Raw genomic sequence first — 20,727 nt, forward strand, 5'->3', positions numbered from 1 at the left:
CCTACGTACTTGCCCGGGACGGTCGTACCGCGGGCCGAATCCTCACCTGGAGCACCCCACTACGGCGAGAGGGTTGCCGTCCGGTCAGCCAGGGCTTCGCACCGGATCTCGTGATTCTCTGGTCCCGAACCTAGCCAGGCCCGCGCGACGTCGACAACCTTTTCGGCCCAGATCGTGCACGCTGGGACACATTCCGTCACCCTCGCGGCTTCAGCTGTTCCCGGCGTCGCGGCACACACCCTAAGCTGAGACCATGACTTTCTCGGAGATCGCCACCACCGCCGCCGTGTCCGCTTTCAGCCTCGTTGACCCTCGAGATCTCGACGACGAAACCCGCCGCTACTACCAGGCCGGATCGGCCCTCACCTCGGTGCTCGCACTCAGCACCAGCAACCCCACCCTGCGCTCCACGCCAGCCCTGCTACGTTGGGGCATCAAGGCCGGAGCCGGCGCCGTCGGCTGGTGGGCCGCCGATGGCCGCTTCGATCACTGGGACACCGCCGTGCACGAATGGATCGAGTCCAAGGGCTCGGCGCACCCACGTTGGTGGATCGCCGCCGGGGCCGCCGCCACCATGGTCGGCACCTTCGCCCTGGACCGCGCGCTCAGCCGCTGGGAATCCCGCGCGGCTTGGGAACGCGAGCTCGAGGAGACCAAGGAAGAAGACCTTTTCGAACCGCTGCATCCGCGCGTCCGCGAGGTCCTGGAACTGCTGGCCCCCGAGGAACTGATCCAGTCCGAAGACGTCCAGGAACAAATCAAGTCAGCCACGCAGCTCGCTTTCGAGCCCACCTATGACAGCGTGGTGTTCCACGTGCCGGAGGAATCGACCCGGCTCGTCCCGTTCCAGCAGACTTGGTGCGTGGCCGGGGTGTTCCAGCGCAATGGGGTGGAGCATGAGATCCGGTTGATGATCAACGACGGACTGCTGGGCGAACTCGTCATCTACGCCGAAGACGACGCCGAGGTCGCGTTCTCCAGCCTGAACGAGTGGCCCGCGCCGAGCGAGATCACCCTGATGATCGAGTCCCCCACCCCGGTGTCCTGACCTCTCGACGAATCCCCTCCGGCTCAAGTGGACAACCATGCGGTCGACCGTCTTCGGCGACAGACCCGGCTGGCGTGCAATCAACTCGAGCTAGGCCAGATCACGCCCCAGCCGTTGCACGAAGTAGTGTGGCACCACCGAGCGTAGAAGCATGAGCACGCGGCGTGCCGCCTATTTCTGGCAGGATGACTTTTACTTCGAAGAACCCCTCAACGAAACCATGGCCGCGTTCACCGACTGGCAGACGCGACCATGGTCATCGAGAAGTAAGTGGCCCGATCTAGAAGGACATCAAAGGTTCTCGAGAATTCGTCGGGTCGTCGTCCGCAGCGAATCAGCGAACTGGTAGATGTCAACCAACCCGTCGATAGGGTGACGGGTTTCGCGCCGCTCCTCATCGAACGTACCAATGTACTTTTGCGACCGGTTGAAGTGGAGACGCGCAATCGATCGGCGGTTGTTGTCATCGAGCATGACAGCGAAATAGGACTTGGAGTCCCGGTAGAAGACACGATCCGGCGCAACTTCACTGCACACGATTGCTCGGATGATGTGAAAACCTTCGAGCTCTTCGATTGTGGTTTCAATACCATCGTCCTCGACCGCAGCTTCCCGAAGGTCTTGCTCGACGACTTCATCGCTGGAAAGGCTCTCTGCCATTTCTGCCCCCTTGTCTGCAGTCGAGGCAGATTCTCCAAGAGCAGTTTTCAACCGATCGTTGACTTGGTCGCGCAAGAACTGCCGTGTCGCTTTGGAGATGAGACTGGAGAACTGTTCCCGGACGCGCTGAGTGACCGGTCCTTCATAGACCTTCGATGCAATGAATTTGATCCAATCGTCGTCTGCCTGGTGGAAAAAATCACCGATGCGTCGCTTGATTGCGCTGATGTATTTGAGCTCTTCAGCTGCATTAACCACCGATTCAAGGTCAAAGTCCTCTTTGGAGAGCTTCTTGAGTTCAGGCAGCAAAGCATCGTCAATGTCATTGAGATCAAGGACCAAGAATGGCTTCGAATCCATCTTGTTCGGCGCGTCCAGGTCTGTATAGAACTGATACTGCTCACCGTTCGTCAAAATTGCGATCCGAGCCTTTGTCACCGCAAAGTATCGGAAGAGCTGTGATGCGTGCTCCAACTTCAAAGTGCCAGTCAGACTCTTGCACTCCACCAACATCTGGATTTCGCCATCTCGAACGATGGCGTAGTCGATCTTCTCTCCCTTCTTGATTCCCAGGTCCGCCGTGAACTCCGGGACAACTTCAAGTGGGTTGAATACGTCATATCCAAGAATCGACGAGATGAAGGGCATAACCAGCGCATTCTTCGTCGCCTCTTCAGTAGCGATGAGGTCCTTCTGCTGGCGCATTTTGACTGCAAGCGAGTACAAACGTTCCGAGAAATTCACAATGCTCCTTTGTGCGTGACGAACATCTCCATGCTAGGTCGAACGTTTACGCAAAAGTAGAGCGTCTCAAGATATTGCTTTCGTACCGCCACAAGGGAACGACGCGATGCAAGGCCGCCAGGGCACACTACCTAAACCGATAGAATGTGAGAGGGCACACATAACGGTCAAAGAGGGGTGCAATGGATTCCAGCGGGGGCATACTCGCACGCGTGGCGCAGATCCTGAGGACACTGACGCAAAGTAGTGCCGGTCTGACTGCCACCGAAATGTCTCGATCCACGACGATACCGGTATCGACATGCCATCGAATTCTCCGGGCGCTGGCCAAGGAAAACCTGCTAGAAATTGACGCCTCCTACCGATACCACCCCGGCTTATCTCTCTGGGAGCTAGGCACCACGTCACCGAGATCCGGGCAGATCCAGCAAGTCGCATTGCCCTTCATGCGCGACCTCATGCACGTCTCGGGATTTCCTGTGCACCTTGCCGTCCGTGACGGCCTGCATGCTGTTTTTATCGAGAAGATGTACCCCTCCGGCAAGGCCCCCGAGCGGCCATACGTGGGCAGTCATTACCCTTTGCACCTCACGTCAGTTGGCCTCGCTTTACTAGCCCATGCACCAACGGCGGTCCAGGAGGAATATCTCAGTTCAACACTCGAGCGCCGCACCGATCTCACGGTGACTGACCCGCAACAGATCAGGCGAACGCTGGCCGAAATCCGAGCCCGAGGGTTCGCGATTAGTGACCGCCAGGTCAATGCGACGTCGACCTCAGCAGCCGCTCCCATCAAGGGCTCCGACGGGAGAGTTATTGCAGCGCTCTCCGTCAATACTCCGCACGGCGTGCTTCGTGAGAGATCAATGGCTCATGGGGTTCAAACAACGGCACTAGGCATTTCTCGAGCGATCGCCTGAGCTCCAAAATCAAGGTGCGGACCAGCTCAAATCCCACGTCGTGGGATGTGACTAGCCTCACACTAACTCGATTGAAAGGGTGTCTACAGCAGGCATCACCCTTTCATCTCGAGGAGCACCCATGTCACAGCAGTCCACAGCACCATTCCACTCCATTTCACGCCGAGGTTTCCTCGGAGGATCCCTCGGCTTGGCCGCGCTTGGCGCGCTGACCGCCTGCGGTAGTGCTGGCGGCGCGTCCGGTGGCGCTGCGGGCGATGGCACTCAATCCGCCTTTACCTATCTGAGCTATCTGCCCATGGAAACGCTCTCGGTTGCGCCAGAACTTATGGCCGCCGCGGGCGGATACTTCGCAGATCAGGGTCTGGACGTGACGTTCCAAACGACCAAGGGATCGCCCCAAGCCATCCAAACTTTGGTGTCCGGGGCAGGTCCGCTCACCCGCGTCGGATTGATCGACCTGATGACGGCAGCCGCAGACGGTCAGCCGCTGGTGAACGTCGGCAGTATCGTCCGCGGCTCCTCCATCAGAACGCTGTACAGCACCGATGTGCCATTGGCCTCCCCCGAAGATTTCGTAGGCAAGACCGTCGGTGTCCCTTCCGAGGGTGGCACCAGTGACAAGTCGCTGTCACTCATGCTGCACAAGGCAGGAATCGATCCCTCGGAAGTGCAGCGACAGGTCGTGGGGCTTGGCCCGGGAACATTCGAGCTCGTAAAACGAGGCGACATCGCCGGCTACATGGTCAGCATCGACCAAGCCATCACCACCATGAACCAGTACCCAGGTGAAGCAGATGCCTTCGACAGTGGGTACCAAGTGCGTGCCGACTCGCAGATCTACACGGCCAGCCGTGACTCACTGGAACAGCATGGTGATGCGATTCGCAGCTACCTCACGGCCATCAAACAGGCAACCCAGGCCATGGTCGACGACGAGAATCTCGACCACGTGCTCGAGACGCTGCGCGGTGAATATTCGTTTGCCTCGCTCGACGATGACGATATCGCGCGGGAAGCACTCAAACAGGCACGTGCCCTCTGGACCGCTGATGGAACAGCCGAATTGCTCGTCACCGACGAAAGCTATTGGGAAGACGGATATCAGGAACTAGTCGACGCTGGCCTCGTCGAGTCGGGTCACGACGTGACCGAGTGGGTTGACAACAGTTTCGTCTCCGCCTGATCTCTCATCATGTCCAGACTGTGAGGAAAGAAATGTCATTACAGATCAACACCGACACCGCATACGCACCGAATATCAACGACACGACCGTGGATATTCGCATCTCCGACCTGGGGAAGACCTACAAAACTGACCGCGGTCATGTACAGGCCCTGAGCAACATCAATCTCGAAGTGCGCCAAGGAGAGTTCGTCTCCTTGGTCGGGCGCTCCGGGTGCGGCAAGACCACGCTATTGCGCATCATGGCGGGCCTGATTCCGCCCACCTCAGGCCAAGTTCTCATCGAGGGACAGTCACTCTGGACCGGTGAGCGCGTCAACTCCAAGCTGATACGCAACCTGGGAGTGGTGTTTCAGGAGGCGAATCTCTTCCCCTGGTACAGCATCGAGGAGAATATCGCCCTCCCACTGAAACTACGAGGCACACCGAAATCCGCACGCCGGGCCCGGGTCCGCGAATTGGCAGACCTGGTCGGCCTCGGCGGATTCCTTCCGAACTATCCCCGTGAACTCTCCGGTGGAATGCGCCAACGTGCGGCTATCGCGCGCGCATTGAGTGACGACCCGCAATTGTTATTGATGGATGAGCCCTTCGGTGCGCTCGATGCGCTCACGAGGGAAAAGATGAACGCAGAGTTGCAGCGCATCGCCCTCGCTACCGGGGCCACCGTCGTCTTTGTCACCCACGACATCGACGAAGCAGTTTCCTTGGGCGACCGCGTCGTTCATCTCACGCCGCGACCTGGCCGCATCAAGGAGATCATCGACGTTCCCTTGAGCCGCCCTCGAACACCACTGGTGAACCAAGACGACATCTATCAGAACCGCGTTTCTCACCTGCGGACGTCATTGAACGAGGAGCTTGACCATGAATCGTAAAAAGCTGCTGCGGGTTCTGCCCTGGATCACGACTCCAGGACTGCTCATCTTGCTATTCATCATTTGGGAGATCACGGTCAAAGCCTTAGAGGTCTCACCGCTGATTCTGCCGCCGCCCTCGCTGATCTTCGAGAGCTTGGGAACCGTGCTAGGTGAAGCCAGCACCTGGTCGCATATCAGGGTAACCGTCATTCAGATCCTGATTGGCTTCAGCGTGGGGACCTTCGCGGGAGTCGTCGTCGGGGTTCTCTTAGCCTTGATCCACCGATGAGCATGCTTGGTACTGGTACGTAATTAAGAACGAAATGCCCGTCTGACCGGGAAGAATGGCACTTGTTCAGGGTTCCGTTCCACCGCGATGAGAGGGCATCTCGCAGATGCAAGTTTCCCACACCCGTTCCGCACTGTCAGCTTCCTTCGACGAGCCGAACCTCATCGGCTCCGCCGGACTGGTCCCGATGATGGAGCTGGCCGCCGAGGCCGGCCTGCACCAGCTGGCCAAGGGGCGATTGACGGTGCCGACCGACAAGGGCGCCAACGCCGGGGCCAAGATCGCGGCCCTGGTGGCCGGCATGTGCGCCGGAGCCGACTCGATCGACGACATGGCCATCCTGCGCCACGGGGCGATGAAACGAATCTTCAACGCCTGCTACGCGCCCTCGACCCTGGGTTCGTTCCTGCGTGCGTTCACCTTCGGGCACGTCCGCCAGCTCGACGCGGTCGCCTCCGGACTGTTGGCCAACCTCTCCGTCAGGGCATCGGTGCTGGGAAGCCCCGGCGCCGGACAGTTCGTCTATGTGGATGTGGACGACACGATCATCGAGGTCCACGGCTATCAGAAGCAGGGCTCCGGGTACGGATACTCGGGCGTGCGTGGACTCAACGCCTTGCTGGCCACGGCGAGCACCGAGACTGCGGCCCCGGTGATCTTGGGTCAGCGTCTGCGTCGCGGAGCGGTGGGCTCCCCACGCGGGGCCTGCCGGTTGATCGCCGACGCGCTGGCCACGCTCAAGCGACTGCCTCCGGACTCTGGCGCCCGGATGTTGGTCCGTGCCGACTCGGCTTTCTACGGGCACGCCACCGTGGCCACCGCGTTGAAAGCCGGTGCCGACGTCTCGGTCACCGTGCGGATGAATCTGGCGGTCAAGGCCGCCATCGCCACCATCGCCGACGATGCCTGGACCGGCATCGAATACCCCGAGGCGATCTACGACGAGACCACCGGCACCTGGGCCTCCAAAGCCGAGGTCGCCGAGGTGTCCTTCACCGCGTTCACCTCGAGAAAGAAAGCCGAACGGATCCCCGGACGGCTGGTGGTGCGCCGCATCCCAGAACTGAACCTCAGGCAGGACGACGGGCAGCCGACGTTGTTCGACACGCACCGGTTCCACGCCTTCTTCACCACCGTGGATCCGGAAGTGTTGGACACGGTGGCCGCGGACCGGACCCACCGGCAACACGCGATCATCGAGCAAGTCAACGCCGACCTGAAAGACAGCGCCCTGGCCCACCTGCCCTCCGGCCACTTCGGGGCCAACAGCGCCTGGCTGGTCTGCGCGGTGATGGCCTACAACCTCACCCGCACCGCCGGGATCCTCGCCGCCGGCACCTTCACCAAAGCCCGCACCGGCACCATCCGGGCCAGACTCGTGAACATCCCGGCCCGAATCGCCTCCAGCGCCCGCAAAATTCGAATCAGACTGCCCGAGGCCTGGCCCTGGCAACAGGGACTCGAACGGCTCTTCACCGCCATCCACCCGCCACCACAATCGGCATAGCCAACCGACCGAACGCTGCGCCCCGGCACGACCGAAGGACCAACAGTGGAACACCACCGGCAGCGAGGCCGGTTACTTCCTCACGCCCAAAATCGATTCACCCGGTGCTTCCGGAATCACACTCCGGCCTGAACCCGCGTCGGTGGATCGAGGCTTAGGCAAACTCCCTCTGCTCGAAGCAAGCGTGCGCCCGTTGATCATCGCCCTCGAAGTCATCCCGAAGGTCGCCCTGATCCCACTGTTCGTGATCTGGTTTGGGTTCGGCATGACCACAAAGATCATCATCGCGGGACTGCTGGCGTTCTTCCCGGTGATGCTCAATGTATTGCTGGGAGTGCGCTCAGTCGACCGAGGACATCGTGACGTGATGCAGAGCATCAATGCGTCCCGGTGGCAGACGTTCAAGCACCTGGAGGTGAAGAGCATGATGCCGCACGTCTTCGCCGGCATGGAGACAGCCATTGTCCTCGCCGTCATCGGCACCATCGTTGGCGAGTATCTCGGTGGCAATGAAGGGCTCGGGTACCTCGTGGTCAGAACACTCAACGAGCTCAATGCGCCGGCACTGTTCGCCGTCATCCTGATCCTGGCCACCATCGGTCTGATCATGTATTTCACGGTCAACTCGCTCAAGCGATTCGTGATCCCGTGGCACGAGTCGGTGTATGGCAGGAGGGAGTCAGCATGACCGACAATCTGCGCAGCAACTTCCCGGTTGGCTCGCCCCGCTGGGCGACCCGCCGAACCCAGTGGCGCGCTCTCGGGCTGAATGATGAGGACATCCAGAAGCCCAAGATCGCGGTCGTGAATTCCTCGTCGAAACTCGCCCCCTGTTTCAGTCATCTCGACGATATCGCTGACCGAGTGTGTGAGGTCATTCGAGATCAGGGTGCCGTGGCCTTCGAGGTACGCACCGTGGCACCGACCGACTTCATGATGGCTGCTGGCCGTGGCGGCGGCTACGTGCTCTCCAGTCGGGATCTGCTGACGAACGACGTCGAAGCAGTCGTCGAGGGCGCACAGTTAGACGGAATGATCTGTTTAGCCTCCTGTGACAAGACGACTCCGGGGCAATTAATGGCCGCCGGGCGACTCAACGTACCGACCGTCATCGTGCCCTGCGGCTACCAACAGAGCGGGCTCAGCGACGCCGGAGAGATCGTCGACATCGAAGAAGTGTTCATCCGTGCTGGCCACGTCGCCTCGGGACGTTGCAGCCTTGCAGATCTGTGTGGAATGAGCGATCGGGCCATCCAGGGACCTGGCGTGTGTTCAGGAATGGGTACCGCGAACACCATGCATATTGTCTCCGAAGCTCTGGGGATGAGCCTTCCAGGCAGCGCCCCGGTTGCAGCCAATAGCGCCAAAATGTGGCACTACGTCGACGATTCGGCGCGCGCGATTGTGGCCGCCGTTGAACAAGATATTCGGCCTCGCGACGTTCTCACCCCTGGGGCCTTTCGCAATGCGATCGCTAGTGTTTTGGCGGTGTCTGGATCGATCAATGCGGTCAAACATCTGCAAGCCATCGCGGTTGAATCAGGGCTGGACCTTGACGTGAACGCCGAGTTTGCTCGTCTGGCACAGACGGTCCGGCCGCTGAGCGCGGTACGCCCCGCTGGGCCGACATCGATCGAGGAATTCGACGCTGCCGGCGGCGCACTCGGAGTATTGCATCAGCTCGGCGACGTCATCGATCGAGGAGCAACCACCGTCACTGGAGTTTCTCTCGGCGAAATCCTTACTGAACCGTGCGTCATTGATGACCACGTCATCAGACCGTTGAACGCACCTTTTGCTGAGCATGCGACGATTCAGATCCTCCGCGGCTCGCTCGCACCGCAGGGGGCGATTGTGAAGCTATCGGCCACCGAGACGAGACCGTCAACCTTCGTGGGTTCTGCAGTCGTCTTCGAGGACGCCGCTTCAGCAATCGATGCGATCCATGTTGGCAGTATCCCCTCCGGTTCCGTTCTCGTGTTGCGCGGGCTAGGACCACACGGGACACCCGGAATGGGCATGGCATCCAACGTCGTCTTCGCACTGGACGGCGCCGGGCTGACCAATACGGTTTCCGTGGTGACTGACGGACAGCTTTCCGGTCTCGTCAACAAGGGCATCGTCGTCGGCGAGGTCAAGCCTGAGGGGGCCCGTCCCGGGGCACTCAACCTCGTTCGAGACGGGGACCTCGTCGCCATCGATCTCCGCGAAGGAACCGTCGACCTCAAACTCACCCCGGACGAGCTCGACGCGCGTTCATTTTCCACCGCATCGAAGACCACTCATCCACCCAACAGCTGGCTCAGTGTCTATGACACGACCGCCACCGACCTTGAGCACGGAGCGACCCTCAAAGGCGCTTCGCACTAACCTGCACAACCGAAGGATGGACCATGCCTCACGCACTGACCGAGGTCAAAGTACACGAAGTCACCAAACCACAACCCGATTCTGTCGAGGAACTATCCGTTGACATCTGTGTCGTGGGAGCCGGCATTGCCGGCATCTCGGCCGCGCTGACGGCAGCACAGCTCGGCCGCCGCGTGGCACTCGTCGACGCCCTCCCTGTTTTAGGTGGCCAATGTGCCAACTCGTTGATCGGCTTGTTCTGTGGAATCTACGGAAATGGTCCGGCCTATGAGCAACTGACACACGGAATTTTCGACCCCATGTTCCGAGACCTCGAGCCGGCGGGCGACATTTCGCACAACTACCGTCACACCATCACCGTCAACTACGACGAGCACGCGGTCGGCCGGTGGATGGAACAGCAGGTTGTCGAGGCAGGAGTCATTCCACTGACGGGGGCATCCATCCTCTCGGTGGAGAACGACGGTGGGCACCTTGATTCGGTCACTTTTGCCACCCGCTACGGATTTGCCCGCATCCAGGCAGCATCGTTTATTGATGCCAGCGGCGACGCGGCATTGACCTGGGAGGCTGGCTTGCCATGCCAGGTCCCCGAGCGAACCATTTGGGGCTCTCAGCAGGTGCGCATCGAGAACCTTCGCCCAGATCAGGCCCCGGACGCGGCGGATCTGACGGCACGGCTCCAGGATCGAGCCGAAGATTTCGGTCTGATCCGCAAGGACGGACTCGCCTTCTTCTTCCCGGGTCGAGACACAGCCGTGCTCAATATGACCCACATCGAATCTCCCTTGTCGGCGGTGGCAGCCGCCGAGGCGCAAATCCGCGGCAAAGATCAAGCCGACCGCGTCTTGGACTTCCTGCGTGAAGATTTTCCCGAGGCCTTCGGTGACGCAAAAGTCCGGCTCTACGGACTCCCGGGACGCCGCCAGACTCGATGGATTCTGAGCGAGCATCAACTCACCGAACACGAGGTGCGCGCCGGAACCCGTTTCGACGATTCCATTGCTCGGACGTCGTGGCCCATCGAGCTCCACGACCAGCCTCGTGGCTATGTGTGGGAGCAGTTCGATTCCGACCACGTCCATCACATCCCCTTGCGCAGCATCACGCCCCGGGGAGCCGTCAATCTCCTGGCCGCCGGGCGCTGCGTCGATGGTGACGCGGCAGCACTGTCCAGCATTCGAGTGATGGGACCGTGCGCCGCCATGGGCGAGGCTGCCGCGCATGCGCTCGACCTGACACATGGCGGTGCACTCAGCGACCTGAATCTCAACGATCTGCGTCAGCGGGTCAGTAAGAACATCGATGGACCCGCACCAGTAGGTGCGGGATCGGACGGGAGGGTTTCAGATGCAGCTCACCACTGAGGAAAAGATGATGCGAGACGGCGTCGAGGGTGAAGCCGTTGCCGCTGCCATGGACCTGCTCATCCGCTACGGCGAGGGGCTGGATGCAGAGCGACTCTGCGAGGTCCGCAACGTCGCCGGAACCTCGACACAGCCCACACCGGCGAAACAGAAAATCGTCGCCGAACATGGTTGGGATAAAGCCTTCGCGGTCATCAACCTTGATTCGGACCAAGACCTCTCCATCCCTTCCATGAAGGTCCCCACCTGTCAGCTGCAACACGGCTTCGGCGCAGATGCGATCGGCACCATTCCCTACCGCCAAGAGCTCGTACAGCAGCAGGAAGACGCCGAAGCGTTCGCCAGCGATCGCGGTATCAACATCCTCGCCACCTGCACTCCCTATCAGGTCGGGAACCTGCCCGTCCGGGGCGAACACATCGCGTGGATGGAATCCTCAGCCGTGATCTATGCCAATTCGGTGATCGGCGCGAAATCTAACTGCGAAGGCACGGCGTCGACCGGCGCAGCCTCATTGACGGGACGGGTCCCCTATTGGGGAAATCACCTCGATGAAAACCGCTACGGCACCCATCTTTTCTCGTCTGAAGTCCGGATCGATTCTTTTCTCGATTGGGGACTCTTCGGATACCACGTCGGTGGAATCGTCCAGGAAGAGCGGCCAGTCCTCACCGGAGAACTCGGTCTTCCCACCGCGACCGATTTGAAGCATCTCGGTGCTGCCCTGGCGACCAGTGGCGGTGTTGAGATTTTTCGTATGCCTGGTTTCACACCGGAAGCGCCCACACTCGAGGCGGCATTCGGGGACCAACCGGTGCCGACGGAGATCGCTTACACCTCGGAAGATCGTCGTCGTGCCTACGAGACCCTCAACGACCAGGGATCCTCCGACGACGTCGATTTCGTCTTGTTGGGATGTCCCCATGCGTCACTGGAGCAGATCCGAGAGATCGCGTCTCTGCTCGACGGAAAAACTCTGCACGAAGGTACTGAGTTGTGGGTCATGACGCCTCGGGCGCTACGGTCGGTCGCACAGCGGAACGGCGATATTGCCACTATTCAAGCCGCTGGAGGCAAGGTCCTGACGGACTCCTGCCCGGCCATGTCGAGGACCGCACCGAAAGGATGTCAGGTCTTCGCTACCGACAGTGCAAAACAAGCCCACTATTTGCCGGCGATTCTAGGAATCGAAGCGTGGTTCGGGACCACCAGAGAATGCGTCGAGGCCGCACTCACCGGTACATGGAGAGGAGAATTGGCATGACATCACTCCGTCATCACGAACCACTGACCGCGGATTCTGTACCACAAGTCGAGTCCAACAGAATTCTTCAGGGGCGAGGCATCGTGCCCGGGCTCGTACGAGGTGAGGCGTTGGTCTCGACCGAGCAGATCTCCGGATGGGGCGGCATCGACCCCTCCACCGGAGTCATCGTCGAACGACGCCATCCCCTGCGCGGTGTCTGCTTCACCGACAAGGTTTTGGTTTTTCCCGGGGCCAAGGGATCGTCTGGGTGGTCTGGCTTCTTCCAAAGCACACGTTTGTTGGGCACGGCCCCCTTAGCCATGGTGTTCACCCATGTCACTTCCAAAGCAGTCCTGGGCGCAGTCGTGACGCGAGTTCCGACGGTCAGCGAATTCTCCGTCGACCCGGTGCACATCATCCGCACGGGCGACACCGTCATCGTCGATGGAGACCAAGGCACGGTGACGGTGCTGGTTTAGTACGACCCCTCCCCGAGCAGATCGGTCACCGACAGCGAGTTCTGCAGCAGCCCATCGGCCTCCGCCAAGTCGGCAAGCTGCTGGGTCGAGTCCTGGTTGATGCGTTCCGGGAAGTCGGGAAGGATGATCCGCTCCGCCAGATCCGCGTCCAGGCTGGTGTATTTGGGCAGCACCGCGCGCACAGCATCCGGGTCGCTCCGGGCAATGGACTGTGCCTCCGCCATCGCGCTTTGGAACGCAGTGACCCGCTCCGGCTGCGCATCCCAGATCTCCTGTGTGGTGAAGTACGCCGAGACCGTCAACCGGTCGATGGGCTTCGCATAACTGGAGAGCACCACCCGGGCACCCTGGTCTTTTGCGATCGTCAGGAAGGGCTCCCCCACCGCGATTGCGTCGACCTGGCCGTTCTCCAGGGCCGCCGGCATATCCGGGAACGCGACCTCCACGTAGTCGATACCCTCGGGGTCGCCACCCGCATCCCGCACAGCAGCATTCAGCGTGGTGTCGTTGATGTTCTGGACGGTGTTGACGGCAATGGACGCCCCCGCCAGGTCAGCCCCGTTCTGGATCTCACTATCGTCTCGGACCAACACCGCGAAGTAATCCTGGCCGTCCCTCCCGTTGGACCCGGACCCGGGCGCCACCGTGACCAGGTCCAGCCCGCGCGATCGTCCGATGAGCAGCGAGGTGAGGTTGGAGAATCCGAAGAGGTTCGCCCCAGAAACCACAGCGGGCACGATCGCAGAGCCTCCCTGGGCGAGCGTCGTCTCGATCTCGAGTCCGTGGTCGGAGAAGATCCCCTGCGTCTTGGCGATGAAGATGGTGGCGACGTCGACGATGGGCAACACCCCGACTTCCTCCACTCCACCCGATGTAGCGTCGGCAGCACCGGTGGCGCCGTCGGTACTGGTCCCCGCCGAGGGCGATCCATCCCCGCATCCGAGCAGAACCCCGGCGGCGCCGAGTCCCAATCCGCCCAGAAGCACGGCGCGCCGTGTCATGGTTCGCTGATGCATGTCTGTCTCCTCTCCGCGCCGGTGACGGCAACGGCTCAGCTGTTGCGTCGGTAATTCTCGCGGGTAAAGCGCGAGTACGGTGCGGGCTGCACGGTCGCGCGGATCTGGATCTGTCGGTGCGCCTCGACGGCGGGTTTGGTGGAGGCAGGGTCCTCGCCCCACACCAGGGTCACCTCGGTCCCCGGAGCCGAGAACTCCTCCTCGATGGTGGCGAGGGAGACGAAAGCCTGCTCGTTGGCCAGGTAGCCGGCGTCCAGCGAGATCCCGACGTCCCTGCCGTCATGGAGCACGCGGTCGGTCTGGAACTGCCCGTAGCGCGCCTTCGGGAGGTTGATGAACTTGGCGGGCACGCCTTCCTCGTAGAGGGTGCGCTGGGCTGAGGCCAGTTCCTCCGGGTCCCACACCAGGGTGACCTTCTTCCGCGATGCAGCCTTCGCGTGGCTGCGCAGCGCCTCTCTGCCGATGAAGTCGTGGTCCCAGTCGATGACGAATCCGTAGCCGAGGTCGAAGGGGGTGAGGTAATAGTCCTCGATGTCCTCGGAGTCCAGGCTGCCGGCGATCGATCCCATCCGCGCGGCGGGCAGCCAGTCCAGGTATTCCTCCATGCGCTCTCCGGTGAAGATCGCGGCCGGCGGAGAGGGCACCCACGCCGATTCGAGATTGGCGGTGGAGTAGGCCAGCGACCCCACCCGAGTCAGGTCGAACTCCGCTCCGGCCTCGACCAGCGCCTGGAGGATCACCTCGCGGTCTTCCCACGGTCCCCACATCTCGAACCCCGGCTGACCGGCCATGCCGTGCCGGATCGCAGGAATCCGCCGACCGGCGATCTCGAATTCGAGCATGCCGAAGAACCTGGTCTGGGCCACCTCGATGGTGCTGACTTTCTGCATGAGCTTCTCGGCGTCCGGTCCTTGCACCTCGTACCGGTACAGTGTCGGATCGCCCTGGCGCACCGCCGAGGAGGCGTCACGTTCGAAGGTGACATCGTAGTCTCCGGTCTCTCCGATGAACTGCACCCAGTCCAGCACCATGTGCCAGCCCACCAGGTCGAAAGACTCCTCTTCCAGGTACACCAGGATGGCGTCGCCGATCAGGTAGCCCTCGTGGTTGACAGCGATGAACTGTTTGGCCATCTGCGGGCGGAACCGACTGAAATTGTTGACGCCGGTATCCGAGAGCAGCCGCAGGGCGTCGGGTCCGGAGATGAACAGGTCGGTCATGTGGTGCGACTGATCCAGCAGGGCCACCCCCTCGCGCCAGGCCCGCTGCTCCGAGCGCCAGTTGGTGAATTCTGCTTGCACCGGGAACACTGTGGGCTTGGCTTGCGCGTTGCGCAGCGCGTCGACGGCGCTTCCCGCGGTGGCGATCGCTTCGGCGGCGGTGGTCGTCGCTGTGGCGGTGAGGGTCATGATGCTCCTTCGTCAGGATCGGCCTGCCAACGGTGCGCTGGCAGTGGATTACCTCGACCCTAGGGACCGCACACGGAGCACCGCATTAGAATCACTAATAGTTATCCGCGTCACACTACATCGGGAGGGGCGCCCATGGACCTGAATCTCGTCCGCGTCTTCGCCGCGATCTACGAGTCCCGGAGCCTGACCGCCGCCGCCGACCGGCTGTACGTGACCCAGTCGGCCGTCAGCCAGTCCCTGGGACGGCTGCGCTCCTCCCTCGACAACCCGCTGTTCCAGCGCCGGGGCCGCTTCATGGAGCCCACCGCGCTGGCGAAGGAGATCTACCCGGCGTTCCGCGACGCACTGCTCGGCATCGACGGCGCCATGGACAAGCTCACTGCGTTCGATCCGCAGCATTCGACCCGTCAGTTCCGCATCGCCCTGTCCGAGCTCGGCGAGGTGGGCTGGCTGGCCAATATCGTCGCCGATATCCGGCGCGAGGCACCGCAGGTGCGGGTGCGCAGCTTCCTGCTGCAGCAGCACGACATCGACGAGTGGCTCCACCGCGGACTGGCCGATGTGGCGATCGCCCCGGCGGAGATCCCCGGCGATCTGGAGCGCACTCCGATCAAGACGCAGACCTACTGCGTGGTGATGTCGGCCGACCACGTCGTCGCCGGCGAGGAGATGACTCTGGAGACGTACCTGACCACACCCCGGGTCGTCGTCGCCAGCGACTCCAGCGCCGTGCATCTGGAAGCGGTGGAGCGGCGCGCGGCGGCCTACACGGAGCCCGCGGTGGTCGCGCAGCACTATGCCAGCACGCTCTCGCTGATCCTGCAGTCCCCGGACCTGCTCGCCGTCACCCCGCGCTCCCTGGCCGAGGGATGGGCGCGCTCCTGGCCGATCGTCGTCAAGCCGCTGCCCTTCGAGATGGATCCGATCCGGCTGGCCGTGTACCGGCGCCCCGGCACCCACGAGGGATCGGGGCTGGACTGGCTCTACCGGATGGTGCTGCGGGCCACCATCGGGTTGCCGACTCACTTCGAGACCATGGGCGCCGAGGAGCGGCTGGACTGAAACGAGACTCTGCCAGCCCCTAGCCAGGGCAGGACACGCGACCTATCATATTGTTGACAATATTGTTCCGAAAATGAGTCCTGCCGGGAGGGCCCTATGACCGAGCGCATCCGCGACATCGCCCATCTCTCCACCGTGGAGCTGTACACGCCGAAATTTGAGGAATCCCTGTGGTTCTTCCGTGACCTGCTCGCCATGCGCGACGTCGGGCACACCACCGAGAACGGCTACGAGTCGGCTTACCTGCACTGCTGGGACGATTACGAGCCGTATTCAATCAAGCTCACCCAGCGCGAGCACGCCGGTGTCGGCCGTGTGGGCTGGCGCGCGAACAGCCCCGAAGCACTGGAGCGACTGGTGGCGCGCATCGAGGCCTCCGGTCAGGGCGAGGGCTGGGTCGACGGCGAGATGGGGCGCGGCCGCACGTACCGGTTCACTGACCCGGACCAGCACCTCATGGAGGTCTACTTCGACACCGAGTGGTACCAAGCCGATGACACCGACCGGCCGGCCCTGAAGAACCAGGCCGCGAAGTTCCCCGGATTCGGCGCCAACGCCCGCCGCCTCGACCACATCAACTACCTCACCGCAGATATGGCCGGGGTCTGCGACTTCACCGAGCAGGTGCTGGGCGGGTACACCACCGAGTTCATTCAGCTCGACGACGGCGATGTAGGCGGGCACTGGTTCACCTACGGCAACAAGTCCTATGACGTCGTCTACTCCGATGACTGGACGGGCACCCCGGGTCGGTTGCACCACATCGCCTTCGCCTCCGACACCCGTGAGGACATCCTCAAGGCCGCGGACATCTTCCTGGAGAACGGGATCTTCATCGAGTACGGCCCCTACAAGCACGCCATTCAGCAGGGCTTCTTCCTGTACGTGTGGGAGCCCGGCGGCAACCGCATCGAGCTGGCCAACCAGGGCTCGCGCCTGATCCTGGCCCCGGACTGGAAGCCGATCCCGTGGACCCAGGGCGAGCGCGCCAAGGGCCAGGCCTGGGGCATGAAGACCATCTCCACCTTCCACACCCACGGCACCCCGGTAGTCGAGAACGCGGACGCCACGGAGAACCCGCACGCCTGAGCACCCTCACCGGGGGCTCCGCAACGACAGCGGGCCCGGACCGCCATCTGGCGATCCGGGCCCGCTTCGTGCGAGATCACTACGCGACCATCGACTGACTTACAGTCCGATTTCGGCGCGTTGCTTCTCCTCGGCCACCAGCTTGGCCTGGGCCGCGGCCAGCACCTGCTCCGCTTCGTCGCGGGCCACCACGACGACACCGTCGTCGTCGCCGATGACCAGGTCACCGGGGCTAACAGCGACATTGCCCACGGCGACCGGGCCGCCGATGCGGTAGGGACCATTGCGGTACGGGCCGGCCGGAGTGACGCCGCGGGCGAAGACCGGGAAGTTAATCTCCTGCAGGTCCACGGCATCGCGCACGCAACCGTCAATCACGAATCCGCGGCAGCCGCGCTTCTTGGCGCGCGAGGCGATCAGCTCGCCGATGAGGGCGCGGTGCGTGAGCCCCTGACCGTTGATCACGAGTACGTCCCCCTCGGTCAGCGAGTCGACGACTGCGTGCACGCCAGCGTTGTCGCCGCCGCCCACGGTGAGCGTCACCGCGCGGCCCACCAAGCGCGCACCCGGGCTCGGCCACACGGAGCTGATCCCGGCATCCAGCACGTTCAGGCGGTCCTGGCCGTCGCTGATCGGCGCCGACGGAATCTCGGCAAACTTCTCGAGCAGCTCGGCCTCGGTCATCGTGGACGCTGCAGTATTCTCAGTCATTCATTCCCCCTGGGTCGTGTGCGAGTCTCGACGATACCAGTGTGCTGGGTCACACTGTGTCGATCACGTTCGGAACCACGCGCATGAACGCCTCGGCCTGACGGATGTCCTTGTTGCCGGTGACCTTGCGGGCATGGTTGCCTCGGTGCTCGGCGCGCTCTGCGTAGTAGGACTGCAGGTACTGCTGGGCTTTCATCTCAGCCATGGCCAATTTCTTGCGCTCGAACGCCGAGGTAATGTCGACGAACACCGTCGGGGTGAAGCCGCACAGCTCGGGCTGGTGCGGCTCGAAGATCAGGAACTCCGAGGGCGGAGCCGTCTTGAAGCCCGACTCGACGCCGGCGCCGGAGGTCATCAGCCGGGCCTTCTGCACCATCTCATAGGCCACGGGGTGATCCGGGTTGAACGGATCCTGATCTGGGTGGGTCATCACCACGGTGGGAGCGTAGTCACGCATCAGCTCAGCCAACCGCTCGATGTCGGAGTGGTCGTTCACCAGCGGGTAGTCACCCAGGTCGAAGGCCACAAAGCTGGCACCCAGATGTCCAGCCGCCCGCTCGGCCTCGCCGTGGCGGATCTTCTTCACGTTTTCCTCGGTCTGGCCTTCCTGCTTCCACAGTTCGCCGGATTCGCCGCGTTCGCCATAAGTCAGGGCGACGACGGTAGCCTCACCGCCGGCGTCGACGAATTTGGCGATCGCGCCAGCGGAGCGCCACACGAAATCTGCCGAGTGCGCACCCACCACCAACAGCCGCTGTCCTGTACGAGAATTCTCCGTCATTGCTCTGCCTCCGCAGCCTCGACATCACTGGTCGTTCACCAGCTTAGAACGACGGACAGCAAATTGCCACCAAAATTGTTGACAATTCCGATTGCGGGTTAGCGCGGGTCTGCTGTGTTCTGAATAGCCCCGGCCACCGAGCTCAAGTGGGCGTGCATGGCGTCGCGCGCGGCGTCGGCGTCACGAGTGCAGACCGCCTCGATGATCGCCAAGTGCTCCGGCAGGGACACCTGCGAGCGTCCGGGTTGAGCGGAGAGTCGGTACTGGTAGCGCACCGCCTGCGCCTGAAGACGACGAATGGTCTCAGCAGCCGTCTTCTGATCAGCAATCCGGATGATGGCGGCGTGCAGCAGTTCATTGCCTCGCGCATAAGCAGCCTGGTTGCCGGTCTCCACGGCATCGGTCATGTTGGTGCCGATGTCTCGCAGCTCGGCGATCTCGTCTTCCGAAACTTTTTCGGCCGCCTTCGCCGCGCACAGCGCTTCCACCGCAGCGCGCACTTCGATGATTTCCAGCGCTTCCTCGAGCGTCACCTGGCGCACCCGAGCCCCGCGGTTCTGGATCCGCTCGATCAGACCCTCCACGGCCAGATCGGCAAGCGCGGAGCGCACGTGCCCTCGAGAGGCACCCACCGCCTCAGCGAGATCAGCTTCGACCAGCCGCTGCCCCGGGACCATCTCGCCACTGGTGATCGAGGTGCGGATGTACTGGGCAACGTCAGCCGCCGTGACGGGGCGCGAGGTTTTCACGGAGGTCTCCTCCAGGTATGGCACAGTGGGTCAAGATTGTTACACAATATTGTAGACAATCAGCTCGAGCGAAAGGGTTGCCGTGCCGTCAGCTTCAGACTCCGCTTCCTGGACCGAGGTGCCGTGCATGCAGATGCGCGGCGGTACGTCCAAGGGACTGTATTTTCTCGCAGACGATCTCCCCGACGACCCGGCCCAGCGGGACCGGCTGCTGCTGCGGCTGATGGGCTCCCCCGATCGGCGCCAGATCGACGGGCTGGGCGGGGCACACCCACTGACCTCCAAGGTCGCCGTCGTCTCTGCAGGTCGCGACGAGAATGGTGATTCCGATGGCTCGGTGGATTATCTGTTCCTGCAGGTGAGCGTTGATCAGGCCATCGTCAGCGACCGGCAGAACTGCGGCAACATCCTCGCCGGGGTGGCCCCGTTCGCGCTGGAGCGCGGGCTGGTGCCCATCACCGGTGACACCACGACGGTGCGCATCAATCTGCTGAATTCGCACTCCACCGCGCTCGCCACCGTGGAGACCCCGAACGGGACGGTGCGCTACACCGGCGACACTGCCATCGTGGGGGTGCCCGGCACCGCGGCCGGCATCACCCTGGAGTACCGCGACGTCGCCGGCGGCACCACCGGCGCGCTGTTCCCCACGGGCACGACCCTTGACACCTTCCGACTGGCCGAGCACGGCCCGATGCCCACCCGGGTGGAGGCCACCTGCATCGACAACGGCATGCCGGTGGTGGTGCTCGATGCCTCCGCGTTCGGACTCAACGGCGATGAGACCGTGGAGGAGCTCGAGGCAGACACTGATCTGCGCGGCTCCATCGAGGAACTGCGCCTGAAGGCCGGGCGCTCCATGGGTCTGGGTGATGTCACCGAAGCCACCGTGCCAAAAATCTGCCTGGTCTCCCCCGCCCAGTCCGGCGGTGACTTCTCCACCCGGTGCTTCATCCCGCACCGCGTGCACGAGGCGATCGGTGTTTTCGCGGCGGCGTCCGTCGGGGCGGCGTGGAGGATCCCGGGCACCGTGCTCGCTCGGCTGGCCCAGTCATCACGGCCCGGCGACCCGAATGACGACGCGGCCGCCCTCGTCGTCGAGCATCCCACCGGCCAGACCACGATCGTCGTCGAGACGAACGGCGATCAGGTCACCCGTACCGCCTCGGTCTCCACCGCGCGCAAGCTCATAGACGGCATGGCCTTCGCCGAGACAGAAGGATAGCCGGGG

The 20,727-nt window shown here is 62.5% G+C and carries 20 protein-coding genes and 1 riboswitch; of the genes, 14 read left to right on the plus strand and 6 right to left on the minus strand.

What is annotated here, in order from left to right; translation table 11 throughout:
* A riboswitch (SAM riboswitch) is annotated at nt 1-116 on the minus strand.
* Nucleotides 117-253: 137 nt separating this feature from the next.
* Complete coding sequence (locus O1A05_RS00695; RefSeq protein ID WP_270106193.1) at nt 254-1,048, plus strand: hypothetical protein; 795 nt, start codon at nt 254-256, stop codon at nt 1,046-1,048.
* A gap of 291 nt (nt 1,049-1,339) precedes the next feature.
* On the opposite strand, the gene O1A05_RS00700 is transcribed toward O1A05_RS00695, so the two are convergent.
* On the minus strand, nt 1,340-2,452 hold the full coding sequence (locus tag O1A05_RS00700; protein WP_270106194.1) for a type I restriction endonuclease: 1,113 nt from the start codon (nt 2,450-2,452) through the stop codon (nt 1,340-1,342).
* 212 nt (nt 2,453-2,664) lie between these two features.
* On the opposite strand from O1A05_RS00700, the gene O1A05_RS00705 reads away from it, so the two are divergent.
* From O1A05_RS00705 to O1A05_RS00750, 10 genes are all read left to right on the plus strand, one after another.
* Nucleotides 2,665-3,372 (plus strand): IclR family transcriptional regulator, encoded by a 708-nt coding sequence (locus O1A05_RS00705; RefSeq protein WP_270106195.1) that lies wholly within the window; start codon nt 2,665-2,667, stop codon nt 3,370-3,372.
* Nucleotides 3,373-3,562: 190 nt separating this feature from the next.
* The gene (locus tag O1A05_RS00710; RefSeq protein ID WP_270106196.1) at nt 3,563-4,558 is read left to right on the plus strand and encodes an ABC transporter substrate-binding protein; all 996 of its coding nucleotides are present in this window, start codon (nt 3,563-3,565) and stop codon (nt 4,556-4,558) included.
* 32 nt (nt 4,559-4,590) lie between these two features.
* Entirely contained in the window at nt 4,591-5,436 is an 846-nt protein-coding gene (locus O1A05_RS00715) for an ABC transporter ATP-binding protein (RefSeq protein ID WP_270106197.1), read from the plus strand.
* Nucleotides 5,426-5,707, plus strand: coding sequence for a hypothetical protein (locus O1A05_RS00720; RefSeq protein WP_270106198.1), 282 nt, complete (start codon nt 5,426-5,428; stop codon nt 5,705-5,707). The genes O1A05_RS00715 and O1A05_RS00720 overlap by 11 nt, the downstream gene beginning before the upstream one ends.
* A gap of 106 nt (nt 5,708-5,813) precedes the next feature.
* Entirely contained in the window at nt 5,814-7,214 is a 1,401-nt protein-coding gene (locus O1A05_RS00725) for an IS1380 family transposase (protein WP_270105289.1), read from the plus strand.
* Nucleotides 7,215-7,398: 184 nt separating this feature from the next.
* Complete coding sequence (locus tag O1A05_RS00730) at nt 7,399-7,902, plus strand: ABC transporter permease (protein ID WP_270106199.1); 504 nt, start codon at nt 7,399-7,401, stop codon at nt 7,900-7,902.
* Nucleotides 7,899-9,584 (plus strand): dihydroxy-acid dehydratase domain-containing protein, encoded by a 1,686-nt coding sequence (locus tag O1A05_RS00735; RefSeq protein ID WP_270106200.1) that lies wholly within the window; start codon nt 7,899-7,901, stop codon nt 9,582-9,584. The genes O1A05_RS00730 and O1A05_RS00735 overlap by 4 nt, the downstream gene beginning before the upstream one ends.
* 23 nt (nt 9,585-9,607) lie before the next feature.
* Entirely contained in the window at nt 9,608-10,951 is a 1,344-nt protein-coding gene (locus tag O1A05_RS00740; RefSeq protein WP_270106201.1) for an FAD-dependent oxidoreductase, read from the plus strand.
* Between the two features lie 10 nt (nt 10,952-10,961).
* Nucleotides 10,962-12,215: an aconitase X catalytic domain-containing protein gene (locus O1A05_RS00745; RefSeq protein WP_270107466.1), complete on the plus strand. Its 1,254-nt coding sequence runs from the start codon at nt 10,962-10,964 to the stop codon at nt 12,213-12,215.
* Entirely contained in the window at nt 12,212-12,676 is a 465-nt protein-coding gene (locus O1A05_RS00750; RefSeq protein ID WP_270106202.1) for an aconitase X swivel domain-containing protein, read from the plus strand. The genes O1A05_RS00745 and O1A05_RS00750 overlap by 4 nt, the downstream gene beginning before the upstream one ends.
* Here O1A05_RS00750 and O1A05_RS00755 read toward each other — a convergent pair.
* A complete protein-coding gene (locus O1A05_RS00755; RefSeq protein ID WP_270106203.1) occupies nt 12,673-13,692 on the minus strand; it encodes an ABC transporter substrate-binding protein in 1,020 nt (339 codons plus the stop codon). The genes O1A05_RS00750 and O1A05_RS00755 overlap by 4 nt on opposite strands.
* A 35-nt stretch (nt 13,693-13,727) precedes the next feature.
* On the minus strand, nt 13,728-15,101 hold the full coding sequence (locus O1A05_RS00760; protein ID WP_270106204.1) for an aminomethyl transferase family protein: 1,374 nt from the start codon (nt 15,099-15,101) through the stop codon (nt 13,728-13,730).
* A 135-nt stretch (nt 15,102-15,236) separates the two neighbouring features.
* Here O1A05_RS00760 and O1A05_RS00765 point away from each other — a divergent pair, with 135 nt between their 5' ends.
* A complete protein-coding gene (locus tag O1A05_RS00765) occupies nt 15,237-16,166 on the plus strand; it encodes a LysR family transcriptional regulator (protein WP_270106205.1) in 930 nt (309 codons plus the stop codon).
* A gap of 96 nt (nt 16,167-16,262) precedes the next feature.
* Nucleotides 16,263-17,255 (plus strand): VOC family protein, encoded by a 993-nt coding sequence (locus tag O1A05_RS00770; protein ID WP_270106206.1) that lies wholly within the window; start codon nt 16,263-16,265, stop codon nt 17,253-17,255.
* Nucleotides 17,256-17,354: 99 nt separating this feature from the next.
* Here O1A05_RS00770 and O1A05_RS00775 read toward each other — a convergent pair whose 3' ends face one another.
* From O1A05_RS00775 to O1A05_RS00785, 3 genes are all read right to left on the minus strand, one after another.
* The gene (locus tag O1A05_RS00775) at nt 17,355-17,966 is read right to left on the minus strand and encodes an RraA family protein (protein WP_270106207.1); all 612 of its coding nucleotides are present in this window, start codon (nt 17,964-17,966) and stop codon (nt 17,355-17,357) included.
* Between the two features lie 49 nt (nt 17,967-18,015).
* Nucleotides 18,016-18,747, minus strand: a complete 732-nt coding sequence (locus O1A05_RS00780; RefSeq protein WP_270106208.1) for a PIG-L deacetylase family protein — start codon at nt 18,745-18,747, stop codon at nt 18,016-18,018.
* A gap of 98 nt (nt 18,748-18,845) precedes the next feature.
* Nucleotides 18,846-19,496, minus strand: coding sequence for a GntR family transcriptional regulator (locus tag O1A05_RS00785; protein WP_270106209.1), 651 nt, complete (start codon nt 19,494-19,496; stop codon nt 18,846-18,848).
* A gap of 127 nt (nt 19,497-19,623) precedes the next feature.
* Between O1A05_RS00785 and O1A05_RS00790 the strand changes: the two genes are divergently transcribed.
* Nucleotides 19,624-20,721 carry a 4-oxalomesaconate tautomerase gene (locus tag O1A05_RS00790; protein ID WP_270106210.1) on the plus strand — a complete coding sequence of 366 codons (1,098 nt, stop codon included), beginning with the start codon at nt 19,624-19,626 and terminating at the stop codon, nt 20,719-20,721.
* Nucleotides 20,722-20,727: the final 6 nt, after the last annotated feature.

Source organism: Citricoccus sp. NR2 (assembly GCF_027594385.1).
Taxonomy (GTDB): domain Bacteria; phylum Actinomycetota; class Actinomycetes; order Actinomycetales; family Micrococcaceae; genus CmP2.